This window comes from Streptomyces sp. NPDC002623 (genome assembly GCF_053592635.1).
On sequence record NZ_JBSFWB010000004.1, the window covers coordinates 337,653 to 355,650 of the forward strand.

Below are 17,998 nucleotides of genomic sequence, written 5' to 3' on the forward strand. Positions count from 1 at the left end.
GCACAACCGTTACCACCGCGTAGGCAATGTCGCCGCCCTGGGAGGACGCCGTGCTGAGCACCATGCAGGACGTACCACTGCTGATCTCGAGGATTCTGACCCATGGGGCGAGGATCCACGGCACATCACAGGTGACCACCTGGACGGGCGAGGGCGAGCCGCAGCGCCGCTCCTTCGCCGAGATCGGCGACCGCGCCGCCCAACTGGCGCACGCCCTGCGCGACGACCTCGGGGTAGCCGGCGACGACCGCGTGGCCACGCTCATGTGGAACAACGCCGAGCACGTCGAGGCCTACTTCGCGATCCCCGCCATGGGCGCCGTGCTGCACACCCTCAACCTGCGGCTGCCCCCCGAGCAGCTGGCGTGGATCGTCAACCACGCCGCCGACAAGGCCGTCATAGTCAACGGCTCCCTGCTGCCGCTGCTCGCCCCGCTGCTCCCGCACCTCAAGACGGTCGAGCACGTGGTCGTCTCCGGCCCGGGCGACCGCTCGCTCCTGGCGGACGTCCGCCCGCAGGTCCACGAGTACGAGGACCTGATCGCCGGCAAGCCCACCGTCTACGACTGGCCCGAGCTGGACGAACGCGCGGCCGCCGCCATGTGTTACACCTCCGGCACCACCGGCGACCCCAAGGGCGTGGTCTACAGCCACCGCTCGATCTACCTGCACTCCATGCAGGTCAACATGGCCCAGTCGATGGGCCTGACCGACCAGGACACCTCGCTGATCGTGGTCCCGCAGTTCCACGTCAACGCCTGGGGACTGCCGCACGCCACCTTCATGACCGGCGTGAACATGCTGATGCCGGACCGCTTCCTGCAGCCCGTGCCCCTCGCCGAGATGATCGAGAGCGAGAAGCCGACCCACGCGGCCGCCGTCCCCACCATCTGGCAGGGCCTGCTCGCCGAGCTCATCGCCAGGCCGCGGGACGTCTCCACCCTCACCCAGGTCACCATCGGCGGCTCGGCCTGTCCGCCGGGCCTGATGGCGGCCTTCGACGACCTCGGCATGCGGGTCTGCCACGCCTGGGGCATGACGGAGACCTCCCCGCTCGGCACGATCGCCCGCCCGCCGGCCCACGCGGTCGGCACCGACGCGGAGTTCGGCTACCGCCTCACCCAGGGCCGCTTCCCGGCCGGCGTGGAGGCCCGCCTGAGCGGCCCCGGCGGCGAACGCCTCCCCTGGGACGGCGAGTCCGCGGGCGAGCTGGAGGTGCGCGGCGCGTGGATCGCGGGCGCCTACTACAACGGGCCCGACGCCGAACCCCTGCGCCCCGCCGACAAGTTCAGCGAGGACGGCTGGCTCAAGACGGGCGACGTCGGCACCATCTCCCCCGAAGGCTTCCTCACCCTCACCGACCGCGCCAAGGACGTCATCAAGTCCGGCGGCGAGTGGATCTCGTCGGTGGACCTGGAGAACGCGCTGATGTCCCACCCGGCCGTCGCCGAGGCCGCCGTGGTCGCCGTCCCGGACGAGAAGTGGGGCGAGCGTCCGCTGGCCACGGTCGTCCTCAAGGAGGGCACGACCGCCGACTTCGAGTCCCTGCGCGCCTTCCTCGCCGCCGAGGGCGGAATCGCCAAGTGGCAGCTCCCGGAGCGCTGGACGATCATCGAGGCGGTCCCGAAGACCAGCGTCGGCAAGTTCGACAAGAAGGTGCTGCGCAGGCAGTACGCCGAGGGCGAGCTGGACGTCACCCAACTCTGACGATCGGCCCCCCGTCCGGCGGCCCCTCGTCCCACCCCCGGTCCGTACGCCGGGCAGGTCACCTCGCGGCACCTGTCCGGCGTACATCTGTCCGGCGTACGCCTGTCTGGCGGTACCCCGGTCGGGCGTACTTCAGTTGGTGCCGATGCGGGCCAGCAGATCCACGATCCTGCCCTGCACCTCGGCACTGGTGGACCGCTCGGCGAGGAAGAGAACCGTCTCCCCCGACGCCAGCCGCGGCAGGTCCGCCGGGTCGACTGCGGCCGTGTAGACGACCAGCGGAGTGCGGTTGAGCTGCCCGTTCGCCCGCAGCCAGTCCAGGATCCCGGACTGGCGACGGTGCACCTGCATCAGGTCCATCACCACCAGGTTCGGCCGCAGCTGCCCGGCGAGCGTGACGGCGTCCGCGTCGCTCGCCGCCCGCGCCACCTGCATCCCGCGCCGCTCCAGAGTCGAGGTCAGCGCGAGGGCGATCTCGGCGTGCTCCTCGATGAGCAGCACCCGTGGCGGATGCTGCTCGCTGTCGCGCGGCGCGAGCGCCTTCAACAGGACGGCGGGGTCGGCGCCGTACGCGGCCTCGCGCGTCGCCTGCCCGAGCCCGGCCGTGACCAGCACCGGCACCTCGGCGGCCACCGCGGCCGTACGCAGCGACTGCAGCGCGGTGCGGGTGATCGGCCCGGTCAGCGGGTCCACGAACAGCGCGGCCGGGAAGGCGGCGATCTGCGCGTCGACCTCCTCGCGCGAGTTCACGATCACCGGACGGTAGCCACGGTCGCTGAGCGCCGCCTGCGTGCTGACGTCCGGCGCCGGCCACACCAGCAGCCGACGCGGATTGTCCAGCGGCTCCGGCGGCAGCTCGTCGTCCAACGGCTGCGGGCGCGGCGGATCCGCCACCTCGACGGCCCCGCCGGGCCCGTCCAACGGCTCCGGCCCCTCGGCGGCGTTCTCGTCCGGGGCCCCTATGGCGTACGACCGCCCGGCCCCCTCGGTGTTCGTTCCACCGGGCACGAGCCGCACCTGCCCGGCGAGGGAGGGCTGCGGCACGGCCGGAGAGGGCGCGCCGGGTGCGACCGGGGGCTGAGCCGCCGGTGCCGCCGCGGCGGCGGCCTGCGGCACCTGCGCGGACGCCGGGGGCTGCGGGGGCCTCGGGACCTGCGGGACGACGGGCTGCTCGGCCGACGGGTGCGGACGGGCCGTCTGCTCCGGGCGCGTCGCCGGATCGGGCGGGGTCCCCAGCTTGCGGCGCCGTCCGGAGCCGCCGGGTCCGTGCGGGGCGGGCGTGGCCGTGGCCTGTGCCGCCTGGGCCTGCTGCACCGGCGTCGGCTGGGCGGGCTGTGCGTGCTGGGTGTGCTGCGTGTGTTGGGCCTGCTGTGTCTGCTGCAGTTGCTGCACCTGCGCGGCCTGGCGGGTGAAGGGCACGCCTTGCCCCAGCGTCCGCACGCTGATCGCCCGCCCCTGCGTCGAGTGGGGGTCCATCGGCGCGGCGGCGGCCTCGGCGGGCAACGGCTGAGCCGCCCGCGGCGGCCCGACGACGGCCTCCGGCGGCAGCGGGGTGCCGCCACCGGGAGTCGACGTCGCCGTGACGGCGGGCGCGGCCTGCGCGGCGGCGGGGGAGTTCTGGGCGGGACTCGGCACCGCCTCGGCCGGCAGCGGCTGCCCGACGCCGTCCTGCGCCTGAGCCTGAGCTTGTGCCTGTGCCTGCGCCTGCAATTGGGGCTGAGGCAGGGGCTGAAGTTGCGGCTGAGGCTGTGCCTGGACCTGTGCCTGTGCCGGGACTTGCGACTGGAGCTGGGCCTGAACCTGTGCTTGTGCCGGGACGGCGGCCTGGGCCACCGCGGGGACACCCTGCCCGGGCGCACCGACGGCCTCCGCGGCCTCCGCGGGGTGCGCGGCGGCCCGTCGGCGGCGGCCCGTGGGCGCGCTGGTGGGGTGCGGTTGCGGCGGGGTGTGGTCGTCCGCCTGGTCGAGCGGGACGGCGTCGTGACGTCCGTGGTCGATCGCGGAGTCCTCGACGGATCCCGCGCCGGGCGGCTGGGCCTGGACCTGAGCCTGGACCTGAGCCGGAATCGGAGCCTGGGCCGGCATCGGAGCGGGGGCCTGCACGGGAACGGGACCGGGGATGGGGGCGGGCGCGGGGATGGGAACCGCGACCGGAATGGGACCGGCGACCGGAACGGGACCTGCGGCAGGCACCGGCCCCGCCGCACGGGCCTGGTCGGCCGCACTCGTACCGCCGGATCCCTCCGGCACCCGGTCCGCCTCGGCGGGCGGCAGGGCGAACACCGCACGCGGCCCCGCCTCCTGCGCGGCGGCGCGCTCGTTCGCGGCGGCGAGGGCACGTCGACGGCGCCCGCTCGGCTGCCCGCTGTCCGCGTCCCCGTCCGTGACCGAGGGCTCGGACGGTGCGCTCGCGAGCGCCGGCAGTGCGGCGGGCGGCAAGGCGTTCTGCAACTGCTGAGGGCCGTCCGGCTCGCGCTGGGCCCGGCGTCCGCCCGGCGCCGGTACGCCCTGGGGCGGAACGGTGCCGCCGAGCCCCGTACCCGAGGCGGCGGTCCCCGCGGCATGCTCCGCGGCCGTGACGACGGCCCCCTCGCTCACCCCCGCGTCGGCCCCCGCGACAGCCCCGGCCCCGGCGATGGCGACCTCGGCAGACCGTCCACGCCGCCGCCCGGAGCCTCCCGCGCCTCCCGCACTCTCCACTTCGGCCGCCATCGGAAGCGACGCCTCGGCCGGCGTCTCCTCCACCGCCGCGGCCCCGGCACGCCTGCGCCGGCGCCCGGTCGGAACCGCGGCTTCCACCTCGGCGCCGCCCTCGGCGCCAGGGACGTCGCTCTCCAGGAAGGCGTCCACGGAGGACCGTCGGGCCCGCCGACGCCCACCGACAGCCTCCTCTTGCGAGGCCACACCCGTGCCGGTGCCCGAACCGGTGCCCGTACCGGCCGCGAGGGCGGGCAGGGCGGTCGCGGCCGGAGCCGGCACGGCCCCCGCGCCACCGCCCAACGGCACCTCCAGCACGTACGCGCTGCCGCTCATGCCCGGCACCTCGTGCGTCTGCAGCACACCCCCGTGCGCCCGGACGATCCCCCGCACGATCGGCTCGTGCACGGGGTCGCCGCCGGCGTACGGCCCGCGCACCTCGATGCGCACGACCTCGCCCCGCTGCGCAGCCGCGACGACGACCGTGTTGTCCATGTAACCGCCCGCCGAGACGGGCGCGTTGCCGGTGGCGTCGACGCCGGCGACGTCGGCCACGAGATGCGCGAGCGCGGTCGCGAGGAGCCGCGGGTCGACCTCCGCCTCGATGGGCGGCGCGTGCACGGCGAACTGGACCCGCCCCGGCCCGATGAGCTCCACCGCGCCGTCCACACCGGCGGCGACGACGGCGTCGAGCATCACCTTCGTACGGGCGACGGTCTCCACGCCGGTGTCGAGCCGCTGATAGCCGAGGACGTTGTCGATGAGCGTGGTGATCCGGGAGTAGCCGGCCGACAGATGATGGAGCACCTGGTTGGCCTCGGGCCAGAGCTGACCGGCGTCGTCGGCGGCGAGCGCGGCCAGCTCGCGGCGCAGCTCGTCCAGCGGGCCGCGCAGGGAGTCCCCGAGCAGCGTGAGCAGCTGATCGTGCCGCCCGGCGAGCGCCTCGTACCGGTCCTTCTCCCGCTCGCCCAGCGCGGCGTAGCGCTCCTCGCCGCCCGCGAGCTCCTCCTCGTGCTGCTCCTGCAGCTCCTCGAGCTCGGTGACGTGCTGCTGGCGCAGCGCGGTGAGGTCGGAGGCGTGCTCCTCGGAGAGCTTCTCCAGCTCCTCCGTGTGCCGCTTCTCGACGGCGTCCTTCTCCTCGGCGAGGGCGTCGTAGGACCGCCGGTCGGTGAAGGTCATGACGGCGCCGACGAGTTGGTCGCCGTCGCGCACGGGGGCGGTCGTCAGGTCGACGGAGACCTTCTCGCCGCTCTTCGACCACAACACCTGCCCCCGCACCCGGTGCTTGCGCCCGGAGCGCAGCGTGTCGGCGAGCGGCGACTCGTCGTAGGGGAACGGCGAGCCGTCGGCACGGGAGTGCACCACGAGGGTGTGCAGCTCCTTGCCGCCGAGATCGCTCGCCCGGTAACCCAGGATCTGCGCGGCGGCCGGATTGACGAGGACGATCCGCCCGTCGGTGTCGGTGCCGACGACGCCCTCGGAGGCGGCCCGCAGGATCATCTCGGTCTGCCGCTGCGAACGCGCCAGCTCGGCCTCGGTGTCGACGGTGCCGGAGAGATCGCGGACGACGAGCATCAGCAGCTCGTCGGAGGCGGAGGTGTAGCCGTAGCCGTCGTAGGCCTGCTGGCCGTTCTCCAGATTCGCGCTGGTGACCTCGACGGGGAACTCGGACCCGTCGGTCCGCCGGGCGACCATCCGCGTCGGCTTGGTCCGCCCGCGCGGGTCCATGTGATCGGGGCGCCGCATGGACCCGGGGATGAGCTTGGAGTCGAACTGCGGCAGCAGATCGAGCAGCCCCCGCCCGACCAGGGCCGTCCCCGGCGTCTCGAAGGCCTCGAGCGCGATGGTGTTCGCGTTGACGACGGTCCCGTTGGCGTTGACCAGTACCAACGCGTCGGGAAGCGCGTCGAGTATGGCTGCGAGGCGAGCAGCGCCTCGGGATGGCCTGCTGCTCACGAGTCGCTTCCTCCCTGTTACCGCACCTTGCCCACCGCTCAGGCCATCTTGCCAACCGGCCCGCAACGTGTCACGCGAGGGAGTCTAAGGGCTGGGGTCCCGCCGACGGAGCCGGATGAGAGGGAGCTCGCACGACGAAGTGACACAGAACGTCTGTCCTCGCCCGCCCTCACACACGCTGGCCTGCACCGACACCGACCCCCAGGCCCCTCCGACTCCGCGGGACCTCCGCCCCACCTTTACGGAACCGGTGCTTCCGCTATGAGTCGCGGATGAGGGCGACAGAAGGGCGGAGGTGCGATGGATGGGAGGAGGCATGGGAGGAGGTACGTGAGGAGGTACGTGAGGAGGTATGCGAGATATGCGAGGTATATGGATGCCGTGGGGCCGTGTCAGCGGGCGGCCGGGCGCAGATCGGGCAGCAGCGGCACGAGCCGGTCCCACCGCTCGATCTCGCAGCCGTTGCTGCGGTCGTACGTGGCGTCGACCGGCCGTCCGGCCCAGCGTCCGGTGACATGGGCGGTGGCCGGCCCGCCGTACCGCATCGTGCAGACCCCGCCGCCCGGCACGGGTGCGAAGGCGTCCCGGCCCCACCGGGTGTTCCGGTCAACGGCCCGACAGGCGCTTCCCACGTCCGGGTGACTGCCACGGCCCGGGTGGCAGTACACCTCGAACGTCCCGTCCGCCCGCCCGCCGGCGTGCCGCACGGTGACCGTGAGGTGATCGCCGACGACCCGGTCCTCGTCCCGGACGGGCGGCGGCGCGAGCGGGACGCCGTCGGTGAGGGCGTGGGCCGTCCCGGCGTACGCGACGGTTACGGGGCCCGCGGCGGCCGAGGCGACCACGGCGGCGCAGACGGCGGAGGCGGCGGAGGCGGTGACGGCGAGCCGTCGAAGCGGGGTGACCTGGAACATGACCGGACTAACGCGGTGCCGACGACGACGTTGCGCCCGAAGAATGCCTTTGCCCTGCGGCCCGACTCCCGAGTACCGTGGACGCCGATTGGTGACACGACGCTTGGCTGTGTCATCATCTGCACGCACCACTCGCACACACGCGAGCGGCTGTGCTGGAGGCGTCGCCTAGTCCGGTCTATGGCGCCGCACTGCTAATGCGGTTTGGGCCTTCAAGCCCATCGAGGGTTCAAATCCCTCCGCCTCCGCGCGATCACCGAAGCCCCGGTCCGACCGACCGGGGCTTCGTCGTTTCCCCCACCCCTCCGCGAGGCCTCCCAGAGCCGTTTTCGCAGGTCACAACGGGTACGGCAAACGGATTTCACATGACGGCGGCAGTCATGTAATGTTCTTCCTGTCGCCGCGAGCGGGCCAGAAGGACCGGGAGCGAAGACAGAAAAACCGAATAAACAAGCACTCGTAGCTTAACGGATAGAGCATCTGACTACGGATCAGAAGGTTGCAGGTTCGAATCCTGCCGAGTGCACACAGGTCAAAGGCCCCGGAGAGATCCGGGGCCTTTGGTGTTTCCGGGCCGTACAGCAACGGGCCTCGTGAGACGCCCGTTGTTGAACAGCCCTTCAGTGGATCCCTAGGTGACCATCACCGTCACGAGCACGACAGCCACGGCCGCGGCGAGGGTCAATGCCGGCACCGCAGTCGGGTGCTCCTTGGCGACATACGCTACAAAAGCCGCGCAGAGCAAAATGATGATCAGCCGATCGGTGGTCACGCACGTGCCTTTCGACGTGGGACCCGCCCGGAGCGCCTGGCCGCTGGGACGGGTCCCGATCTTGGGCCCACCACCGCATGCGGAGGGCCCCTCATCCCTTCGTGGGACGAGGGGCCGCTCAAGGCTTCAGCTACGGACCCACCTGTCCCTACAAGGGAGTGGTGAGGTCGTTGATCTGCAACTCGCTGGTCCGCGGGGAGGTTACGGCTCCTGCATGAGATGCAGCCTGTCGAGAGACACATAGGGGTTGAGGCTCATTGCTGAATGGATTCAGCAACCGCACTTGCGTCACTCAACGTGTGCGGCCCATAGGTGCGGACAACTTGCCCAGAGCCGCCTTCACCTCCTTCTGGCTTGCTTCCGCATGCATCTCCCTCGGCATGGTGATTTTGAGAGGGAACGGTCATTGAGGATCAGATCAGCGCTTTGCCCACCTCGTAGATGGTGGGCCGGTCCCCCGGCGCGTGGCTGAGCATCGCGTCGACCAGTTCGCCCAGCTCACCGGGCAGCTTCACGGGCCGACGCCGACCGTTGGCCACTGCCTCTCGCTGCACGGGGCGTGGAGCGTCGTCCGGGTATTCGACCGCCCGCCAGCCGGTGGCGGAGATGAGCAGTGAGGCTCCGAGGGCGTAGACGTCGGCTTCCTGCGTCGGCTCCGCTTCCCCGGTGTCGAGCACGCTGCGCGCGATCTCCGGAGCTTCGTAGTGGACGAGGCAGCCGCGGAACGGGAAGTCGTACCCCTCGGGTACCTGTCCGCCCCGGGCCAAGGCGAGGTCGATGAGGTGCGTTCGTTCCGGCCCGATGATGAAGTGGGCGGGCTGCACATCACCATGAGCCCAGCCTCTTACATGGAGATATGCCAGTGCTTCGGCACATCCCAGCGCCACGCTGGTGTGGGGCTTGATGGACGAACCCTGCTTACGGCATGGCTCCCACAGCCTGTAGAGGTCTGGCCCTTCGTGCCACGGCTGGAAGTTCCACGTGCCGTGCTCCCATTCGCCGTACGCAACGGCGTCGAGGGCGAGGCTGTGCAGGACGGCGCCCTCGCGTGCGGGCGCGAGAGCGGTCCAGGGCTGGGCGGGCCACTCGGCCGTGGCCTCGATCGGATAGCCGAGCTTCACGGCGAAGTGACCCCGGTGGCTCTCCACCTCCCACACCGTGGAGCCTCGGCGATTGATGACCATGCGCTGAGTCGTGGGCATGAGTGCGTCGAGCACCACGATCGGCAGTTCAGGGGTTGGGCCGGACAAGATCTCTTCTCCTTCCGGGCGAGCGCGGCCGACCACGATTCGAGGCCGGCCGCGTCGCTGTTGTCGGGTGCTAGTCCTGACCGTAGGGACGGCCGCAGTCTGAGTCGCACTGCGCGAGGTTCGTGCCGTCCACGGTCCACAGGTCGTCGAAGACCACGAACCCGGCCGCCTTCATGGCGCGCGCCGAGGCGGCGACCTTCTCCGGGTCTCGTGCTCCTCCACCGGGCATCGGGTTGTGGTGCAGGAAGCGGCCTGCGTGCTGCTCGCAGAGTCCGGCGTATTCCTTGGTGTGCAGGATGAGTGCGTGAAGGCCGAGGTCGACGTCGTCGGACGGAACCATGGGGACGGTGGCGGTGGCCGCCGTGACCAGGAACGCGACCGCCTGATCCGCGATCCGCTCAGCGCGCTCGGGGGACTGCCCGTTGTGGACGACCACGAAGCGGGCCAGGCTCTCGAACAGTTCTTCACCAGCCACCGCGCGACCGGCCCTCTGATCGTTCGCTGTTGCCGTCATGTGCAATCTCCTCAAGTGAGGTCGTGCAGGACACGTACGACCCGTCCCGATCGCCGAGCTCGGCTCAGAGACGATCGGGAAGCAGGCTTTGGTGGCCGGCCCCGGACGGGGACGGGAAGCCGGGCGGATCGGCACCCGTCCGGGGCGGCCGGTCTACTGGCCGGTCCCGAGGGCCATGCCGATCACCAGACCGCACGCACCGCTGATGCAGACGATGAACAGGACCCCGGCATACCGGCCGACGGCGCGCATCACAGCGGAACCTGACTGTTGCCGTTCCGCACGGCCAGGCGTGCGCTCAGTTCCTCCCGCGCACCGGGTGCCACCACATTGCCCGGCATGGCATCCCACTCCTTGCCGCCACGGACCGGCCGCATCTGCACACGGCCACCGAGCTCGCCCATGACGACGCCGATACGTCCGGTGCCGCTGTCTTTCGCCAGTTCGCCGACGGCTGGTCTGGTCTGCTGATTGCTCGCCATGCACACGAGCATCGCGAACCGGGTACCCCCGCCAAAAGGTCAGGCTGATTACCCAACTTGGGTAACATCGCGGCAAGTAGAGAATCCGCGACGTTGCGTAGCCCTCGCAGTGTGGGAGCTTGCCCAGTGCCCGACGCCGACCGGCCGCAGGAGCTTCCTGTCCGGCTGCTCACCGATCCCGAGATGATCAATGCGTGCCGGGTACGGGACTTCGCCAGAGTCTTCCGGCTGGTGAAGACCAGAGCGGGCATCTACCCGTCGATGATCGCGAGGCGCTGCGAACTGACGCCGAGCCGCGTCGGCGAAGTCATCGCTGGGCGACGCCAGTTGCTCCACATGGATGTGATCGAGCGCATCTCAGACGGCTTGCGCATCCCAGGGGGCATGCTCGGTCTTGCCCGCCGCCCCTGGGAGACGCCCCAGGCTCTCGCAGTCACCGAGCGCGAGGCACGTCAAGTGCCAGAGCCTCAGGAGCAGTCACCGGCTTCCCTACCGGGCCCGGACGTGGACAGCATCCTGGCGTTGGCCACACGGACGAACCTCAGCGCGGCCACGCTTGAAGCGTTTCGGTCCTCCATCGAGGACTACTGGCGACGGGACGACCAGCACGGCGGCGAGGCACTGCGGCCGGCCGTCGTCGGCCAGCTCCGCTATGTGGTGGGTCTGCTGAAGGAGAGCCGCCCGCCGTCCATCCAGAACGGCCTGTACGGAATCGCGGCCGAGCTCGCACGCCTCACCGGCTGGACCTACTTCGACGCCCGCCAGTACAACCAGGCCCGCGCCTACTTCACCGAGGCCCTGCAACTCGCCAAGGCCATCGACGACCGCCAGTTCATGGCCAACGTCCTGGCCTGCATGAGCTTGCAGGCGACCTACCAGGACAAGCCCGCGGACTCCCTGGCCCTCGTGACCGCCGCGCAGGACCAGGCCCGCTCAGATCTCGGGACGACACCGCGTGTGCTGTCGATGCTGTCCATGCGCGAGGCGTTCGCCCATGCCACGCTCGGCAGCCACACGTCGACTCACCGAGCGATCGGGGAAGCGCACCGCCAGTTCGAGCAGATCCAGACGAGCGACCCAGACCCGTCATGGGTGACCTACTTCGACGAACTCAAGCTCATAGTCGACACGGGCATTGCCCACGGCCGACTGGGCGAGGCAGCGACGGCTGAACCATTGATCGCGGATGCGTTGCGCCGGGAAGCCCGCACCAATCAGCGCGGCCGGGCGTTTCACGCGTTCTGGCTGGCTCGTACCCAGCTGGACCAAGGCAAGCTCGATCAGGCGTGCAGTACCGCCACACAGGCGCTGGAGTCCGCGTCGGCAGTGGCCTCCGAGCGGGTCTCGGGCCATCTCAGGGAGTTCTACGACCAGTTGGCCCCGCACAGGCAGGAGCCCGTAGCCCTGGCCTTCGAGGCACGGCTACGGGCAGTCCTCCCGCCGGTCAGCGGATCGCTTCATCCATGAGCAGGTAGAGAAGCCCGACGAGAGACCCGCTGCTGACGACCTCCCGGCGGTCGATCATCCCGCGCACCTCACTGAGGGGGATCCACTCGATCCGGTCCGACTCGTTCATTTCCGTAGGCGGACCGTCGTAAGTCGCCCCGTCCGCACGGAAAACGTGGTGCTGCGAGTCCGTGATCCCGTTGGCCGGCTCGGCATAGATCAGGGGCTTGATGGGACCAGGACGCCAGCCCGTCTCCTCCAGGACCTCACGGGCCGCCGCCTCCTCAGGAGACTCACCCTCCTCGACCAGGCCCATGGGCAACTCCCAAGCCCACGAGTCCGTGATGAAGCGATGCCGCCACATCATCAGCACCTCCTGGCGGTCGTTGACGACGGCAGCCACGGCCAAGTGCCGGAGGCGAACGACGTGGTACTCCCACCTGCGCCCGTCAGGCTGCTGGACGTCGACCAGACACAGGTTCACCCACTTGTTGGTGTAGATCTGACGCTCACCGTGGGTCTTCCACTCCATACCTGCGGCCCCTCTCGATCCGGTCTCCAGGATCTCAGACCGCCCCAGAGGAGGCGGCAAGTTCGGATCCTTTTGCGTCACACTGACGAGATGATTGCCTTCGAGTGAGGGGCCGAGCGGCCAGTTGAGGAGACCCGAACGGGCAGCAGGGGAAGTCTATTGAACCCTCAGCATGAGAGGTTTGGACCTATTTGTATCGGCTGCTCCACTGCTCTGTGGCGGGACAGTGCACGAGTGTCTGCGGATCCGCAATAAATGCCCGTTGCTGCCCGTGAGCCTCGCAAGATCTGGCACGTGGATGACACTGTTACGTCGATTGAAGCAAGCCGCCCTGGTGGAAGCGTTGCGGCAGAGCCTTCAAAGAATGATCTCTTCCACTCGCAGAGACTCTGCCTCTCTCGCGTGCCTAGGAAGGCGAAACGTCCTCGACGCCGCCGAATGGTACCGATCAGGGTGAGGGAATCACCCGAACCACCCCAACTCCCGACCCTTGACAAGTAGGATCACGCAAAACATGGAAGTGCGAACCGTGCACCTGAAGGGTAGGTCTCAGTTGACCACTGAATGGCCCATTGAGGTCCAGATTAGTGCTACTGAACTTGTCGAAAATAAACAGGTTGAGTCTCTGGAAAATTGGCTTCGACTAGATGCAAACTTCCGGGGAAGGACAAGGCTTACTGGTACGCCCTCGGAAGGGGACCTTGGGAGGGCAGGTGAACTACTTGCTGTCGCTATCGGTAGCGGCGGCGTAATCTCGGTTCTTGCGACTTCATTGAGTGCATGGATCCAGCAACCTAAGAAGTCAGACATCACTTTGAAGGTTACGGGCCCCGGTGGAGCCACGGTGGAAATTGACGCCAAGCGTGCCACTCCACAAGAGGTGAATGAGCTACTCCATAAAGCGCTTGAGGCCACCCAAGGGGAAACCGAGTGAGACTGCCGGATAGTGAAAAATCCCGCATTGTCTTGATCGGTTCGTCTCGTTATGAATCGACGGAACTCCCCGATGTCCCGGCAATTAGAAATAATGTATCGACGCTATTCGACACTTTCACAGACGCAGCCACGGGTATTATTGCTCCGGAAAACTGCACAACTCTTCTAGATCCTGCAGACCAGTCCAGTGTCGGTGAATTGGTAGCTTCCTCGTCAGAGCAAGCAGAAGATCTCCTGCTAATCTACTATGCAGGGCACGGGCTGCTTAGCACTGCCCGCCATGAACTGTTCCTGTCCACTACTAATACGTTGCCGGGGTTGCGCCTCCCGTTTACCGGAGTGGACTATTCTTATATTCGTGATGCCTGCATGGAGAGTAGCGCCAGAACTCGCGTCGTAATCCTAGATTGCTGCTATTCAGGTCGGGCGATCTCGGGCACGCTATCTGCGTCTGAATCGGACGCCGTATTCTTCAACCAGATTCAGGTAGCCGGCACGTACGTACTAGCAGCATCGCCGGGACACTCCGTAGCGAAGGCTTACCCCGGAGATCGTTTTACAGTGTTTACGGGTGAACTTCTGCGGATCCTTCGTGAGGGGATCTCAGGAGCGGAAAGCCTCCTGACTCTCAATTCCATCTACAAGCATCTTCAATCCTCGCTCCGCGCCAGCGGAAATCCAATTCCCCAGCAGCAAATCACAGAGAATTCGGACGTGATGGCTTTGGCTAAAAATGCAGCCTTCAGTCCTGAGGCCAGCGATTATTATAAGCCAAAGAGTGCATCCCCTAGCGTCATCGAGATTAATTCAAATCCCCTAAGTTCAGGTACGTTTATCGATGACGTTGTGGTGGAGATTCCCCGCGTTCCTCGAACATTGGCCGGGCGTGATGAACTGATTCGCGCCAAGCCGCCAAAGTGGGATTACCTCTTGTATGCAGCCTCTTTGCGGCTCGGGATGGAGTCTTTGAATGAGAAGTGGACGCAATATGAGGCTGGCCGCTCATCTCGATCTCGCCACATGAGTGTTGCGCAATTTTGCCACTACATCGACAATTCTCTAAAAAAACTACAAACAATTACACATCGAATCGACACATGCTTGAGTCCAGAGTTGCAGGACAGAGTATTCGAGAAGTCGGCGGAACATGCCGAACCTGATCTTATCAAGCGCATGGCTAGCGACCTGGTCGGCGTTTATGAGGACTATATGGATTGGGCCATGGCGATTAGGGGAATTGTCGCTCCCCACAAGGCGGCTCGCCTGATCGAATTGGCTGCCCTTATTGCGGATGAACCAGTCCGCGAGGTGAGAACATTCATCCAGCAGTATTTTTACGAAATTGATGCCCTGGGTGACCGCTATGCGACCAGTGACGTAGCGTCGATGAATGTTAATCTCAACCTCAAAATTACTCTAAATCAAGAGGTGCTAGACGCATTCTTGGAGGAGCGGAAAAGGCTCAACTGATCCTTCATAGTCCTTCGCCGGGCGGCCAGGACGGTAACCCATCAAGGCAGAGACGGATTATGCGCCCGTAGTGCTCCTTCTGCGAGTGTAGTTCATCTGGCTGAAAGGACATCCTGTGAGCATGAACGCGGAGTGGGTTGAGTCCGTTGGTAACTTCGAAGTGCCTTGGCAAGAGAGTGGTGCTGAGTGGTTGCAGAAGATGGCGGAGATTTCCGGCTACTCAGGTTCTGTCGGATATGTGGAAGAGGGGGGTTTTGGTGGCCCTTCCATCATCGAACTCCGGCCGGACGGTTCGAAATCAGCTAACCCGAAAGTTCTCATTATTCCTCATGAGGACGAGACAGTCACTGTTGCTCTCGCTGGAATTGGATGCGAGCCGGACGAAGCAACCAGGACGCATTGGTTGAACGTAGGGAATCAGGCTACGTCTGCTTTGGGCACTCCGGACAAGTCCTATATGTGGGTGGCGCTCATAGGAGAAAAGCCGTCCAAAGCTGCGGGTCAGACAATAAAGCTTGGGAAAGTTTCCCGAGTGCAAGGTATGAAATTGACCTCTTCTGAAGTGGAACTCTGGGAGCCAGTAATAAGTGTGGTTGCTTCGCTAGAGTCTTCTAACGTGTCGGCATCGATCCCTATTAGAGTTCAGGGAACCTGCTCGGCGCGTACCTGGCAACATGCCCGAAGGAAGGCTGCCGGAGATTTGAGTAGGCTAGTTGCTGTCCTGTCGCTAGACTGGAATGTTTGCATTGACGTGCGCGAAAGTCCTAGGCTGGCGGAATCTGGGGTGCACTACGAAACGCCCTCGTCCCCCTTTTGGGCCAAAAAGGTCTTCGCAGATCCCCCTGTGATTGACCAGGTTTCGATTGTTTCGGTGCCGCCCTGGATTGATGGCGCATGGAAGAAGCTTAACAAGAATAGAAAGCTTGATTCTGCACTTGCGATGCATATGGAAGGGCTTCGACTGACAGAAGATCATCCGAGTCTGGCTCTGGTGGCCTTTGTTTCTTGCGTCGAGGTCATCTCTCTCATGATCTACCGCGATGATAGGTGCCCTGAGTGCAAGGCGTACACGAGAATTTCAGATAAATTCCGTGAAACCCTGAAGCGAGTTACGACAGAAGCTGAGGCTAATTACCTACACCGCGTTTACAATGATCGTTCCCGCACGGTTCATAACGGTAGGCTCCATGGCGGGGAGACGCGACCTGGAATTTTCGAAATTGGCCTTTTGATGTCACCTGAAGCGGAGTTCGTCTGGGAAATTGTCTGGCGCATGCAGGCTGCTTCACGGAAGCTTCTATTGAGCGCGCTGCAAGACCAGCTGCCGCCAGGTCGAATCCACTTCGTAAAGTGATTGGACAGATGTTCTTCGAGGGGGCTCGGGGACGATCGCTCTAGCCGCGTGTACTCATTCTCTGGCATCCAGCGGCTAATTGCTGTCCGCGCGGCTCGGACGCTGGCCGGGCCAGAGCAGGACGGATGCGGGAGCGAGCTGCCTTGAACCTGTAAGGGGTTGTCACACAGTCGGTCGCGCGGAGCTCTTGCGTCTTCGCGTTGTCTCTGCGTTTGCTGAGCCCGAAGAAGCCCAACGTTGGCCTCGCTGTCTCGGATTTGACGGCAGCTCTGACGGCAACGACGGCACACCGTCGCACTCGATCACTAGCCCGAGCGCGCGAAAGATGAGGCTGTCAGCGCCAGATGCGGGGTCTTGCCCGATCCTACGGATCAGAAGGTTGCAGGTTCGAATCCTGCCGAGTGCACACAGGTCAAAGGCCCCGGAGAGATCCGGGGCCTTTGGTGTTTTGGGGCGTACGGCAGCGAAGTACGGCAACGGGTGATGTCAGCCGGAGGGGGGAGCCGTGATCGAGAACGTCGAACCGCTTGAACCGCTCGACCTGATCGTCCTGGACGACGGTGTGCAGAGCGTCGCTGTCCGGCTGATGTCTCCAGTTCCGCAGCACGGCTATTACGACGCCGAGATCATCATCCGCAGCGGCTTCGTGAACGCTGCTGTGCGAGTCGGTTTCAACACCGACGACCTCGATGACTGGGCGGCGCTCCTGGACGCTGTTGAGCAGGCCGGCACCGAGGCCGACGAGGCCGATGCCGTCTTCGCCGGCGACTGGCCGAGTGAGGGCCGCACGGCATACCTCACCTTCATTGCCGAGGACCCGTACGTGGTCGAGGTACGGGACGCGCCCGGCACCCAGGTTTCCGTTCGGGTCCCGATCGACCTCAAGGCCGAGTGGCTCGACGCAGCCCGAGAGCGGTTGGCTGCTGTTCGACGCGTGCTCGGGGGGCAGTCATGAGCGTGTCTACGCCCGAGTGACGGAGGATGCGCTGCGCCACCTACGGGTGGCTGAGGCGTGTGGGGGTGCAGCGAGGCACACGCGCGCCGGGGCGGCAACCGCCGCCAAGTAACCCCAGCTTCCCAAGCTGAGGTCCCCGGAACGTCGGCACATCCGGCGCTCGTATAGTCGCTGTATGGTGACTGCGACTGTTCGTGAGTGGCACGACGAGGAAGGGTGGGGGGTACTCGACTCTCCCGAGACGCCCGGCGGTTGTTGGGGTCACTACGCCGAGATCCGGACGAAGGGCTTCCATACGCTGTCGCCGGGGCAACGTGTAGATCTCCAGTGGGAAGCCCCTGGCTTCAAGCAAGACGGCTACGCCTACCGGGCAGTGAAGATAGTGCCTCGGTCAGCCTGACATCGACGTCTGACATCGGCGCGTGCGGTGCCTGTCCAGAGAGTTCAGGGCCGATTGCGGGCCGAGCGCTGCCAGTAGCCTGGGACTGTGGTGATGGATCAAGGGGTAGCCGGTGCTCTTCAGGTGAAGTGGGAGCTCGTGGGGCATGGTTGGGCGACATGCCGGCTGGGTCATGACTCTCAGGCGGTGTCAGTGACCGCCAGTTACTGCACTGACGCGTTGGCGGATCTTGTAGCAAGCACGGGGGAGCTGTACGGGCAGCGGCGCTCGGCCCGGTTCTTCTTCGACGCCGAGCCCCAGGAGTTTCGCTGGGTGCTCCGCGCGGCGGATGACGCGATCGACGTGACCGTCTACGAGTTCCCCGACGTCGCCGTCAGCCTCGATCGTCCGGACTCCGACGGCAAGGTCGTTTGGCGGTCGACCCATCCGCGTCCGGCGTTCGCTCACGCTGTTTGGGATGCCGCCGACACCGTGCTCAGGGAGCATGGCGAGGCCGGCTATCGCGCCAAGTGGGCGATGCATCCGTACCCCTTCGGACTGGTCCAGGATCTCCGCAGGCTGCACATGCGGGACGACGTCTGCGGCCTGCCCCACGACCTGCCGTGCCCATAGGC

General features: G+C 66.5%; 15 protein-coding genes and 2 tRNA genes. 10 read left to right on the forward strand and 7 right to left on the reverse strand.

The genetic code is table 11. The annotated features are described in order from the left end of the window. The first annotated feature begins 26 nt into the window (after positions 1 to 26). Positions 27 to 1,706 carry a long-chain fatty acid--CoA ligase gene (locus tag ACWD4O_RS09580; protein ID WP_451279036.1) on the forward strand — a complete coding sequence of 560 codons (1,680 nt, stop codon included), beginning with the start codon at positions 27 to 29 and terminating at the stop codon, positions 1,704 to 1,706. Positions 1,707 to 1,838: 132 nt separating this feature from the next. Here the strand turns inward: ACWD4O_RS09580 and ACWD4O_RS09585 are convergent, their stop codons facing one another. Continuing rightward, complete coding sequence (locus ACWD4O_RS09585; protein WP_451279038.1) at positions 1,839 to 6,359, reverse strand: PAS domain-containing protein; 4,521 nt, start codon at positions 6,357 to 6,359, stop codon at positions 1,839 to 1,841. 392 nt (positions 6,360 to 6,751) lie between these two features. Next, positions 6,752 to 7,273 (reverse strand): SSI family serine proteinase inhibitor, encoded by a 522-nt coding sequence (locus tag ACWD4O_RS09590; protein WP_451279040.1) that lies wholly within the window; start codon positions 7,271 to 7,273, stop codon positions 6,752 to 6,754. Between the two features lie 157 nt (positions 7,274 to 7,430). On the opposite strand from ACWD4O_RS09590, the gene ACWD4O_RS09595 reads away from it, so the two are divergent. Further along, a tRNA-Ser gene (locus ACWD4O_RS09595) sits at positions 7,431 to 7,521 on the forward strand. Between the two features lie 205 nt (positions 7,522 to 7,726). Then, positions 7,727 to 7,799 (forward strand) — tRNA-Arg (locus ACWD4O_RS09600). A 105-nt stretch (positions 7,800 to 7,904) separates the two neighbouring features. On the opposite strand, the gene ACWD4O_RS09605 is transcribed toward ACWD4O_RS09600, so the two are convergent. The 4 genes from ACWD4O_RS09605 to ACWD4O_RS09620 form a co-directional block, all read right to left on the reverse strand. Then, complete coding sequence (locus ACWD4O_RS09605) at positions 7,905 to 8,045, reverse strand: hypothetical protein (RefSeq protein WP_451279042.1); 141 nt, start codon at positions 8,043 to 8,045, stop codon at positions 7,905 to 7,907. Positions 8,046 to 8,458: 413 nt separating this feature from the next. Further along, positions 8,459 to 9,295, reverse strand: coding sequence for a protein kinase domain-containing protein (locus tag ACWD4O_RS09610; RefSeq protein WP_451279044.1), 837 nt, complete (start codon positions 9,293 to 9,295; stop codon positions 8,459 to 8,461). 70 nt (positions 9,296 to 9,365) lie between these two features. Next, positions 9,366 to 9,809 carry a glycine-rich domain-containing protein gene (locus tag ACWD4O_RS09615; protein ID WP_451279046.1) on the reverse strand — a complete coding sequence of 148 codons (444 nt, stop codon included), beginning with the start codon at positions 9,807 to 9,809 and terminating at the stop codon, positions 9,366 to 9,368. A gap of 251 nt (positions 9,810 to 10,060) precedes the next feature. Beyond that, positions 10,061 to 10,303 (reverse strand): hypothetical protein, encoded by a 243-nt coding sequence (locus ACWD4O_RS09620; RefSeq protein ID WP_451279048.1) that lies wholly within the window; start codon positions 10,301 to 10,303, stop codon positions 10,061 to 10,063. Positions 10,304 to 10,417: 114 nt separating this feature from the next. Here ACWD4O_RS09620 and ACWD4O_RS09625 point away from each other — a divergent pair, with 114 nt between their 5' ends. Continuing rightward, positions 10,418 to 11,758: a hypothetical protein gene (locus ACWD4O_RS09625; RefSeq protein WP_451279050.1), complete on the forward strand. Its 1,341-nt coding sequence runs from the start codon at positions 10,418 to 10,420 to the stop codon at positions 11,756 to 11,758. Here ACWD4O_RS09625 and ACWD4O_RS09630 read toward each other — a convergent pair. After that, positions 11,736 to 12,269 (reverse strand): NUDIX hydrolase, encoded by a 534-nt coding sequence (locus tag ACWD4O_RS09630; RefSeq protein ID WP_451279052.1) that lies wholly within the window; start codon positions 12,267 to 12,269, stop codon positions 11,736 to 11,738. The two genes, ACWD4O_RS09625 and ACWD4O_RS09630, sit on opposite strands and share 23 nt — an antisense overlap. Before the next feature lie 514 nt (positions 12,270 to 12,783). Here ACWD4O_RS09630 and ACWD4O_RS09635 point away from each other — a divergent pair. From ACWD4O_RS09635 to ACWD4O_RS09660, 6 genes are all read left to right on the forward strand, one after another. Next, positions 12,784 to 13,203: an effector-associated constant component EACC1 gene (locus ACWD4O_RS09635; RefSeq protein WP_451279054.1), complete on the forward strand. Its 420-nt coding sequence runs from the start codon at positions 12,784 to 12,786 to the stop codon at positions 13,201 to 13,203. Then, positions 13,200 to 14,675, forward strand: a complete 1,476-nt coding sequence (locus tag ACWD4O_RS09640; protein ID WP_451279056.1) for a caspase family protein — start codon at positions 13,200 to 13,202, stop codon at positions 14,673 to 14,675. Before ACWD4O_RS09635 ends, ACWD4O_RS09640 begins: the two co-directional genes overlap by 4 nt. Positions 14,676 to 14,790: 115 nt before the next feature. Further along, a complete protein-coding gene (locus ACWD4O_RS09645) occupies positions 14,791 to 16,029 on the forward strand; it encodes a hypothetical protein (protein ID WP_451279058.1) in 1,239 nt (412 codons plus the stop codon). A 505-nt stretch (positions 16,030 to 16,534) separates the two neighbouring features. Then, on the forward strand, positions 16,535 to 16,984 hold the full coding sequence (locus tag ACWD4O_RS09650; protein ID WP_451279060.1) for a DUF5959 family protein: 450 nt from the start codon (positions 16,535 to 16,537) through the stop codon (positions 16,982 to 16,984). A 175-nt stretch (positions 16,985 to 17,159) separates the two neighbouring features. Continuing rightward, complete coding sequence (locus ACWD4O_RS09655; protein ID WP_451279062.1) at positions 17,160 to 17,384, forward strand: cold shock domain-containing protein; 225 nt, start codon at positions 17,160 to 17,162, stop codon at positions 17,382 to 17,384. Between the two features lie 192 nt (positions 17,385 to 17,576). Continuing rightward, entirely contained in the window at positions 17,577 to 17,996 is a 420-nt protein-coding gene (locus ACWD4O_RS09660) for a hypothetical protein (RefSeq protein WP_451279064.1), read from the forward strand. The last annotated feature ends 2 nt before the right edge of the window (positions 17,997 to 17,998 follow it).